General features: G+C 60.6%; 11 protein-coding genes. 10 read left to right on the top strand and 1 reads right to left on the bottom strand.

Translation table 11 applies throughout. The annotated features are described in order from the left end of the window. Positions 1-146: 146 nt before the first annotated feature. From FZE95_RS18695 to FZE95_RS18710, 4 genes are all read left to right on the top strand, one after another. Positions 147-1,502 carry an MFS transporter gene (locus FZE95_RS18695; RefSeq protein ID WP_150302346.1) on the top strand — a complete coding sequence of 452 codons (1,356 nt, stop codon included), beginning with the start codon at positions 147-149 and terminating at the stop codon, positions 1,500-1,502. Between the two features lie 28 nt (positions 1,503-1,530). Continuing rightward, positions 1,531-2,037: a single-stranded DNA-binding protein gene (gene ssb, locus FZE95_RS18700; protein WP_150302337.1), complete on the top strand. Its 507-nt coding sequence runs from the start codon at positions 1,531-1,533 to the stop codon at positions 2,035-2,037. A 106-nt stretch (positions 2,038-2,143) separates the two neighbouring features. Then, the gene (locus tag FZE95_RS18705; RefSeq protein ID WP_150302338.1) at positions 2,144-2,821 is read left to right on the top strand and encodes a histidine phosphatase family protein; all 678 of its coding nucleotides are present in this window, start codon (positions 2,144-2,146) and stop codon (positions 2,819-2,821) included. A gap of 95 nt (positions 2,822-2,916) precedes the next feature. Further along, positions 2,917-3,801 carry a sugar nucleotide-binding protein gene (locus FZE95_RS18710; RefSeq protein ID WP_150302339.1) on the top strand — a complete coding sequence of 295 codons (885 nt, stop codon included), beginning with the start codon at positions 2,917-2,919 and terminating at the stop codon, positions 3,799-3,801. Between the two features lie 48 nt (positions 3,802-3,849). Here the strand turns inward: FZE95_RS18710 and FZE95_RS18715 are convergent, their stop codons facing one another. Beyond that, the gene (locus FZE95_RS18715; RefSeq protein ID WP_150302340.1) at positions 3,850-4,524 is read right to left on the bottom strand and encodes an OmpW/AlkL family protein; all 675 of its coding nucleotides are present in this window, start codon (positions 4,522-4,524) and stop codon (positions 3,850-3,852) included. 194 nt (positions 4,525-4,718) lie between these two features. Here FZE95_RS18715 and FZE95_RS18720 point away from each other — a divergent pair, with 194 nt between their 5' ends. From FZE95_RS18720 to FZE95_RS18745, 6 genes are read left to right on the top strand one after another with little or no spacing between them, the layout of a single operon-like run. Continuing rightward, on the top strand, positions 4,719-5,483 hold the full coding sequence (locus FZE95_RS18720) for a DUF3450 domain-containing protein (protein ID WP_150302341.1): 765 nt from the start codon (positions 4,719-4,721) through the stop codon (positions 5,481-5,483). Further along, a complete protein-coding gene (locus tag FZE95_RS18725; RefSeq protein WP_150302342.1) occupies positions 5,480-6,826 on the top strand; it encodes a MotA/TolQ/ExbB proton channel family protein in 1,347 nt (448 codons plus the stop codon). The genes FZE95_RS18720 and FZE95_RS18725 overlap by 4 nt, the downstream gene beginning before the upstream one ends. Continuing rightward, a complete protein-coding gene (locus FZE95_RS18730; RefSeq protein WP_223825131.1) occupies positions 6,819-7,334 on the top strand; it encodes a MotA/TolQ/ExbB proton channel family protein in 516 nt (171 codons plus the stop codon). The genes FZE95_RS18725 and FZE95_RS18730 overlap by 8 nt, the downstream gene beginning before the upstream one ends. 11 nt (positions 7,335-7,345) lie before the next feature. Next, the gene (locus FZE95_RS18735; RefSeq protein ID WP_150302343.1) at positions 7,346-7,765 is read left to right on the top strand and encodes an ExbD/TolR family protein; all 420 of its coding nucleotides are present in this window, start codon (positions 7,346-7,348) and stop codon (positions 7,763-7,765) included. Next, the gene (locus tag FZE95_RS18740) at positions 7,765-8,451 is read left to right on the top strand and encodes an energy transducer TonB (protein ID WP_150302344.1); all 687 of its coding nucleotides are present in this window, start codon (positions 7,765-7,767) and stop codon (positions 8,449-8,451) included. Before FZE95_RS18735 ends, FZE95_RS18740 begins: the two co-directional genes overlap by 1 nt. Then, entirely contained in the window at positions 8,451-9,560 is a 1,110-nt protein-coding gene (locus FZE95_RS18745; RefSeq protein ID WP_150302345.1) for a tetratricopeptide repeat protein, read from the top strand. Before FZE95_RS18740 ends, FZE95_RS18745 begins: the two co-directional genes overlap by 1 nt. Positions 9,561-9,710 lie beyond the last annotated feature (150 nt).

Genomic DNA, 9,710 nt, shown 5'->3' on the forward strand with positions numbered 1-9,710 from the left:
GCATACGCGCCAAAAACGGATGCGCTCGGATCATGGCGCATCGATCTGAAGCGCCCGTGAGTCGCGCTCGCAAAAGCTGCCTGCAAGCATGCTAAAATGCGCACCTTTTGTTCAGGCAGGAGTTTCCATTGAACCAGGCCGATAGCATGATGCCCGCCGAGCGCCGTGCCGCCGCATCACTGGCAGCGGTGTTCGCCTTCCGTATGCTCGGACTGTTTATGGTGCTGCCGGTTCTCGCGATTTACGGGCAGGCACTCGACGGCGCTACACCTCTGCTTATAGGGGTGGCAATTGGTGCCTACGGCTTTACCCAGGCCTTCCTGCAGATCCCCTTTGGCATGTTATCCGACCGTATCGGTCGCAAGCCGGTCATCGTTGGCGGGCTTGTGTTGTTCACACTTGGCGGATTGGTGGCGGGGCAGGCTGAGAGTATTCAAGGGGTGATCGCCGGCCGCATATTGCAGGGTTCGGGCGCCATTGCTGCGGCAGTCATGGCGCTGGTGGCTGACCTGACCCGTGATCAACATCGCACCAAAGCCATGGCAATGATCGGCATGAGCATTGGGGTATCCTTCGGCCTGGCGATGGTCGCCGGCCCGCTGATCGCCAGCATGGCCGGCTTGCAGGGCGTGTTTTATGTGACCAGTCTGCTGGCAGTTGCTGGCATGCTCCTGGTGCTATGGGTGGTGCCCACTCCTGCTCATCACGTCGCACGCCACCGCGATGCAGGCATCGTTCGTTCCGCAGTATTGCCTGCTTTGCGCAATATTGAATTATGGCGGCTCAACTATGGCATCGCGGTGCTGCATGCGATTCTGATGGCGAGTTTCGTAGCGATCCCGCTGGCGCTGAGCGAGCAGGCCGGCTTGCCCAGCGAGCAGCATTGGTGGGTGTACCTCGCAGCGCTGGTCATTTCATTCGCCGCCATGGTGCCCTGCATTATCTACGCTGAGCGTCGCCGCCGGGTCAAGCAGGTCGTGTTGGCGGCGATCCTGTTGCTAGCGCTCGTACAGCCGATGCTGTGGGCGAGCATGTCGTCGCTTGGCTGGCTGGTTGCAGCAATTGTGCTGTATTTCGTCGGCTTCAATTTGCTGGAAGCCACTCTCCCGTCCTTGCTCAGCAAGCTTGCCCCGGCTGGCGCGAAAGGCACTGCGATGGGCATCTACTCAACCAGTCAGTTCATTGGGGCGGCCCTGGGCGGCGTGCTCGGCGGCGCGGTATACGGGGGTTATGGCCTTGGCGGGGTATTCGTCTGCTGCGCCGTGCTTGCCCTTTCATGGCTGCTGATTGGTGTTAAGATGCGTCAACCAGCCTATGTAATCAGCTACCGTCTGCCGTTGCCCCTCGAGCTAGTCAGGGATGAGGATCTGCTCCGGCGAATACTTGCCGTACCGGGGGTGGCTGAGGCGGTTATCGTGGCGGAAGAAGCCGCTGTATACATCAAAGTAGACATTCAAGTGCTGAATCGTGAGCAGCTGGACCGCGTGTTGAGTCCGGCCTGAATCAGGCAGCACACAGGAGATTAGTGAGATGGCCAGAGGCGTCAATAAGGTAATTCTGATTGGTAACGTAGGCGGCGATCCGGATGTGCGCTATCTGCCTAATGGCAATGCGGTCGCCAACGTGACTCTCGCGACCAGTGACAGTTGGAAGGACAAGCAGACCGGACAGCAACAGGAGCGGACCGAATGGCACCGCGTGGTGTTCTTTGGTCGCCTGGCTGAAGTCGTTGGGGAATACGTGCGCAAGGGCTCGAAGATGTACATCGAAGGGCGCCTGCAAACCCGCGAATGGGAAAAGGACGGCGTCAAGCGCTACACCACCGAGATTGTGGTGGATATCGGCGGCCAGATGCAGTTGCTCGACGGTCGTCCGCAGGGCGGCGAACAGGGCATGGCACCGCGGCAACAGCCCCAGCGTCAGGCGCCCCAGCAGCAGCCGCAGCAATCTGCTCCGCAGCAGCAACAGCGCCCACAACAGGCTCCGCAGCAGCCTGCACCGGACTATGACAGCTTTGACGATGATATCCCTTTCTGAGCGGGCATCGCTGAACTGGGGTTGACTGCCAGACCGGACCCGGTTTGACCGAGAGGATATTTCGGTTGCCGGGTTTTCTTTTGCCTTTTTATAGAGCGGGACGGATATGTCCGAAGTGTATTTTGTACGCCATGGCCAGGCTTCCTTTGGTTCCGACAACTACGACAAGCTTTCCGAGACCGGCCACGAGCAGGCCCGACTGCTGGGTGAGTATTTTCGTGAACGTGATATGCAGTTCGATCACATTCTCACCGGCAACATGGTGCGCCACCGCGAAACGGCCGAAGGGATCTGCCAGGGGTTGGGTTTGTCTGACACGGCCTTCGAAGTATTCGAAGAGCTTAACGAATTCGACTTCCATTCCATTCGCGCGGCCTACTGTGCGCAATTCCCGGACGAAAAGCTGCCCGAGAAGCCGGCGATAGCGGATTTTTTCAAGCAGCTGCGCAAGGGCATTCTTCTCTGGTCGCGGGACGAACTGGCGGGCGAACTGCCGGAAACCTGGTCCTGTTTTGAAGCCCGGGTGCAGCGCTTGCGCGAGGATCTGATGGCGCGTTGCGTTGGCAAGCGCGTGCTCGCAGTGAGCTCCGGCGGCGCAATAGCGATGGTGATGCGCCAGTTGCTGCAGGCCCCCTGCGAAACCATGATCGAGTTAAACCTGCAAACCCGTAATACAGCACTGATACATTGCGTATTCAATGCACGGTCAATGCGTTTATGTGGGTTCAACAGCGTCCCGCATCTCGATCGGCCGGACCGAGCGTCACTGATCACCCATGCCTGAGCGATACGCTCGTAGCCCGGCAGTACGGCTGGGGTGACGGGAGCGGGGCAAACACTGCACAATGTGCGCCTACGAGCAGAAACAAGGGCAAGTGAATGCGAATGCGGGTATTGCTGCTTGGAGGGGAGTCCCGGCTGGGACAGGCCTTCCTGTCCCAGGCGGCGACAGAGTCAGTCAGAGTTGACGCACCAGCACGCCCACAGGGTGGCTGGTTGGACGGCACGATAGACGATTGCCTCGACATCTTTCAGCCTGATCTCGTCATCGACCTTGCCTATTACCATGAACAGTTCCAACTGAGCCTGCACAATGAGCCCCAGCTGGCCAGCCAGCGGGCTTATGGTGAGCAACTGATCACGGCGTGCTTGTCGCGCGGTATCACCCCTTTTATGGTATCAAGCACCCGCGTGTTTGATGGCTTGAAGAAAACCACCTATACCGAACGGGACAAGCCGGCCCCGGGCGAATCGGTGGGTGAGCTGCACGCGACACTGGAGAAGCTGATTCGCAATGCCGGCGACAGGTATTTGATTCTGCGCTTCAGCTGGCTGCTCGATAGTTCGCCGGACGGTCAGCTCGGTCGCCTCCTTAACCAACTGCAACACCAGGATCCAGTCCAGCTGGCCGAGGAGTGGCGCGGTAATCCGACGCCGGTCGCGGACGCAGCGCGAGTCATGCTGGCCGTACTCAAACAGCTGGATTGCGAGGCGCCGGTGCATGGGGTCTACCATTACGGCAGCACCGAGCCCACCACCTGGATCAGCTTTGCACAGAGTGTGACTCAAGAGTTGTTGGCTACCCACCGGCTGGACAAGGATCCGGTAATTCAACCCGTACCGTTCAATACTCAACCGATGGCAGGCCTGGAGCCGCAGAACGCCTCGTTGGTGAGCCGCAAGATTCTGATGACCTACGGCATCAAGCCACGTTCATGGCGTAGCCAGTTGCCGGAACTGCTCAAGAGTTTCGAGTCCGCATAACGAAACGGCCGCATCAGCGGCCGTTTGCTTGTGGCAGCTCGAGAATACTTAGAACTTGTAGCCCAGGCCGACCATGTAGACCCATGGGTCAACGTCAACATCCACTTCTACCCGGGCGCCGCCAAGGCTGGTTTTGCCGGTGGTGCTGATGTCGATATAGCGCACCTGCGCGTTCAGCATGACGTTATCAGTCAGCATGAAATCCGCGCCGACTTGACCGGCCAGGCCCCAGGAGTTATCGAGTCGGAAACCATCAAACCCAACGGCCTCCCGGGCGCTGCTCAGTTCCTCGTCGAAGAACCAGGTGAAGTTCACGCCCGCGCCGACATAAGGCTGGAACGCGGAACTGTTTTGCATCGGGTACCAGACGGCGCTCAGAGTCGGTGGCAAGTGTTTGATAGTGCCTAGCTTGCCATCAAGACCCCCGAGCCCGGATATCCCAACGTCATGCTTAAATGGCGTCGCGGCCAGCAACTCAATCCCGACATTATCGGTCAGCATATAGGCGAAGTTCAGGCCTAGCTGGGTATTGCTATCCAAGGTCGCCTTACCGCCGAGAGTCTGCCCGCCTGCTTCGATGCCCGAACTATCTTCCCGCGGATCAACCGTCACCGCACCGGCACGGACGATAACGTCCCCCGCCTGATGAGCCTGAGCGACGGAAGCGGCGAGAAGTGCCGGGGCAATGAGAAGGCTGGCGGCGATTGTAGCGAAGCGTGACATATGGGTACTCCTGGATGGGTATCGATGGGCTGACTTTACGTGGTTCAGACCATCCAAACATTGACCTGGAGCAATGGACGCCCGCTCTGACCTGCGACGGGGCGCCACGCACGGTTGAAGTCTGCCGGCGCACAGATGATAATGAGTCTCTTTTGTGGTCGAGCTCAATCGAGCCGGCGTCTGGGAGACGTTTAATGAAGGTTGTCTGGTTGTTGATCCTGGCCTGCATGCCAGGTGCGTTGCTGGCGCAGGATGCCAGCGACCGAGCGTTATCCGAAAGTGAAAGACTGATGGGCGAGGCTCGCGAGTCCCAACAACGTATCGAGGCGCTGGACGACGCCACCCGTGATGCCCTGCAGCGATATCGCCAGGCCATACAGCAGCGCGAGCAACTGGTTGAATACAATCAGCAGCTGGCTGAAATGGTGGAGACTCAGCGCGGCGAACTCGAGTCGCTGCAAGCCCAGCTGGAGAGCATCGAGGAAACCCAGCGTGAAGTCTTGCCAATGTTGCAGCGCATGCTCGATTCGCTGGGAACATTCGTTTCGCTTGATGTGCCGTTTCAGCTGGATGAGCGCAACGAACGGCTCGCGCAGCTGCGCGAGTTGATGGCGCAGCCCGATGTCAGCGTGGCGGAAAAATACCGCCGCGTGCTCGAGGCGTATCAGATCGAAAGTGACTACGGCCGCACCCTCGAAGCCTGGCGCGGCCCGCTGGAAGTGGACGGCAGCCAACGCGTCGTCGACTTTCTGCGATTGGGCAGGGTGATGCTGTTCTACCAGACGCTCGATGGGCGTCGTCAGGGTTATTGGGACGCCGCCGGAAAGCAATGGGCTGAGCTGTCGGATGATTATCACCGCACGTTACAGCAAGGGCTGAATATCGCTAATCAGCAACAGACGCCGGTCATGCTGCGGTTGCCGTTGCCGCCGGTTGAGTCGCAGGGAGACGCACCATGAAGCGCCTCGTCATCAGTTGTATCCTTGCCACGCTGGCGCCGCTTGCCGCGGCTCAACCTGTCAGCCTTGATGAGTTGCTGCGCGATATTCGCGAAGTGCGCAGCCAGGAGCAGCAGGCCATGCAGGCCCGCGAAGCGGCGTTTATTGCCGAGCGTGACCAGCAACAACGTAAAGTTGAAGCGGCTGAAGCCGAGCTGGCGGAAGTTCAGGCCGAGGCTGATCGGCTGAAGGCCGAGTTTGATGAGCTGGAAGCGGCATTGGCTGAAGGCGAGGCGGAGCTTGCCCAGCGCAGCGGAAATCTTGGCGAGCTGTTCGGTGTGGTCCGGCAGATCGCCGGCGATACCCAGGGCCAGTGGCAGGATTCGCTGTTGAATCTGCAGTTCCCCGAGCGCATGGATCAGCTGGAGGCGTTATCGCAGAGCCGCGGTATTCCTACTATCGAATCGCTGGAACAGTTCTGGTTCATGCTCCAGCAGGACATGACCGCCAGCGGTAAGGTCAGCCGCTTTGAAGCGCCAGTCGTCGGCCTGGACGGTGAACAGCAAACCTTGCCGGTGGTCAGCGTCGGTCCTTTTACTGCGCTGCAGGATGATCAGTATCTGATCTATCAGCCCGAGGCTGACCGGCTGCTTGTCGCAGCACGCCAGCCTGCCGGGCGCGGCCTGGTCGAAGATTTTGTCGCGCCCCGCGACTCGCTGGCGGATCTCCACGTCGACCCGACCCGCGGCAACGTGATCCAGCAGATCCAGTTGACTCCGTCACTGCTGGAGCGAGCGCGGCAGGGCGGCGTAGTGGGATACGTGATCATGGCGCTGGGGGTGCTTGGTTTGCTATTGGCGTTAGCCAGGCTGGTATGGCTGCACCGCACCAATGCGCGGGTCGATCGGCAGATTGACAGCCTGGATCGCCTGAGCGACGACAATCCGCTGGGCCGTGTGCTGGGCGTTATTGGCAGTCAGCCGAAGCTTGAGGAGTTGGACACACTCGAGCTCAAACTGGACGAAGCCATCCTGAAGGAAACCCCCAAGCTCGATCGCTGGCAGGGGCTGATCAAGCTGCTTGCGGCCGTGGCGCCGCTGCTGGGTCTGCTGGGGACGGTTACCGGCATGATCGCCACCTTCCAGGCGATCACGCTGTACGGCACGGGAGACCCGAAACTCATGGCCGGGGGCATTTCCCAGGCGTTGGTCACCACGGTACTGGGCCTGGTCGTGGCGATTCCATTGTTGTTCCTGCATGGCCTGGTGGCGGCACGCAGCAAAGCCCTGATCCAGGTGCTGGAGCAGCAAAGTGCCGGCCTGATCGCGCTGCATCTCGGCGGCGAGGAGCGCAAGGGTGAGTGAAGGCCTGCTGCATTTGCAGGACTTTTTTGACAGCGGCGGCTGGGTGCTGTGGGCCATTCTGTGCGCCACCATTCTGCTGTGGACGCTGATGCTTGAGCGGCTGTGGTTTCTTGCTCGGGTCTTCCCCAGGGAAGCCCGCGCGCTTCGCAGTGATTGGCTGGGGCGAACCGAGCGACGCAGCCTGGCAGCGCGCCATATCCGCACTGCCTGGCTATCGCAGGCGCAGATGCGGCTCAACCGCAGCGTGCCGATGGTGCGGGTGCTGATTGCTCTGTGCCCGCTGCTGGGGCTGCTGGGAACGGTAACCGGCATGATCCAGGTATTCGATGTCATGGGGTTGAGCGGCAATGGCAACCCGCGCGCCATGGCCTCCGGCGTTTCCCGCGCGACCGTGCCGACCATGGCCGGCATGGTCATCGCCATCAGCGGACTGTTCTGCCTGGCACGGCTGGATCAACAGTCCCGTCGCGCCTTCCAGCGCCTGACCGACAAACTGCGTCACGACTAGGGTTTATTTTTATGCGCATGCGCAGACATACCGCAACCAATGATGAAGAAGCCGGGATCGATCTGACCCCGATGCTGGATATCGTTTTCATCATGCTGATCTTCTTTATCGTCACGAGCTCTTTCATCAAGGAAGCTGGGATTACCGTGCAGACGCCCTCGGCCGCCAGCGCCTCCGAGCAGCCCAAGGGTAATATTCTGATTGCCGTCAGCCCGAGCGGTGAAATCTGGATGGATGGCCAGCAGGTGGATATTCGTGCAGTGCGTGCTGCGGTAGAGCGCATGCGCGTAGACCAGCCCGACAGCAGTGTGGTGGTGCAGGCCGATCAGGATTCACGCAGCGGTCTGGTGATCCAGGTGATGGACCAGGTGCGTCTGGCCGGTGTGCAGGATGTCGCCCTGGCTGCGACCGCCGGCAACGGAAGCCGCTGATGCGATTGCTGTTGAGCTTTCTCGGTGCGCTGCTGATAGCCCTGGCGCTGTTTGCGCTGATGGTGGTGTTGGTGATGCCGCCGCGTGATGACAGTACCCCGGATCAGGAGCTGGCGCGGGTCAGCTTCGTGCGCAGTGTCAGCGATAGCACCAGCGAAAGCCGCGAGCGTCAGCCGCGCGAAGCGCCTGACCGGCCGCAGCCGCCTGAGCCGACGCCCCAGCCCACGCCCCCACAACAGCAGCCGCAAGTCAGTGCAGAGCTTGATCTGAACATCGAGGTTCCGAGTATTGACGCTCAGATCAGCCTGAGCACTGCTCCCAAACTCGAAGGACTGACCGCCGCGGAAGTTCAAAGCACTCCGCCGGCCCCAGTAACGGCGCCGGCGATGGACACCCAGCCCGCGCTGGCGGAAGAGGTTACGCCGCTGAACGACGTCCCGCCCAACTATCCGCAACGGGCATTGGCGGCCGGTATTGAGGGTGAGGTGACGCTGGCTTTCACCATAACTGCAGAGGGCAGGGTGGATAATCTGCGGGTGACGCATGCCGAGCCACGGGGTGTGTTTGATCGTGAAGCGCGCCGGGCGGCAAGCCGTTGGAGGTTTGCTCCCCGTAGGGAAAACGGCCAGCCAGTGGCGAGGGAAGCAACCAAGACGCTGTACTTCAAACTTGATGGAGGACGCTGATGAATCGCCTGCGCTATTCCCTATCTGTTCTGAGTTTTTGTCTGGTGCTCTCTGCTGGCGCTGCACACGCGCAGCAGGCCATTAATCCCGGCGTATTCAGCGCCCTGAATTCGGCGCAACAGGCGCAGGAAGCTGGCGACCACGCCCGCGCTGAGTCCCGCCTGGAATCTGCCCTGGAGCAAGCGGGCGACGGCAGCCTGGAGCGCGCTCTGGTGGAGCAGCGGTTGGGATATCTGGCCATCGCCCGCGACCGCAATGCCGAAGCGATCGATTGGCTGCGCAAGGCGCTGGCGCATGATCAATTGTCTGATGAAGCCGCACGACAGGACCGGATCAATCTGGCGCAGTTGCTGATCATGCAGGAGCGCTACCGCGAAGCCGTCACCTTGCTGGAGCGCGAACATGCGCAGGAGGCATTGAGTAATCAGCCGAAGCGATTGTTGGTTCAGGCGTACAGTCGCTTGCAGCAGTACAGCAAGGCGATCCCCATTGCCGAGCAGGTAGTCGCGGTGGAGCCGGGTGTCGAATCCTCCTGGTATCAGTTGCTCGCCGGCATGAATCAACGCCTGGAACGCTACCGTGAAGCGGAGCGCTGGCTCAAGGTATTGCTCAAGCGTGAACCGGAGAATATGCAAACCTGGCGACAGCTGGCGGGCGTGCAGAGTCAGGGCGGCCGCCAGGTGGCTGCCGCGGCGACACTCCGGCTGGCCTATGAGTCGGGTATCCGGTTCAGTGCGTCAGATCTGGATAACCTGGTGGCGCTACAGGTACGCGCCGGTGCGCCCTGGCAGGCCGCGCGGCTGTTACAGGCGTTGCTGGATGAACAGTTACTGACCGGCAATGCGACACGCAGTGAGCGTCTGGCGCAGCTATGGCATCAGGCACGCGACCACGAGCGGGCCCACGCTGCCTGGCTGGCGCTCGCGTCGCGCAGTGGACAAGCCGAACATTGGCTGCGTGCGGCGGGCATACAGTTGGAACAGGGGCAATGGGATCAGTTGCTCAGTAGTCTCAAACAGGCTGAACCCGGCGCCAGTGCCGAGCAGCGTGATTTGATACGGCAGTGGCAGCAGTACGCGCAGAATGCGCTGGCTGTGGGCAATAGCTGAGCGACGACCGCGCTATCGCGCACACTGGTTTGTATGAGACAGGCCTTCCCGGGAAGGTAGAACGCCAACTCGACCAAAGGCACTGCCGATGAGCACATTGCTCCGAAATGAAACCGGGCGCTATGGAGTGTCGAGCTCCGTCTCGACGAG

The organism is Pseudomonas profundi, from assembly GCF_008638305.1.
Lineage (GTDB): Bacteria > Pseudomonadota > Gammaproteobacteria > Pseudomonadales > Pseudomonadaceae > Halopseudomonas > Halopseudomonas profundi.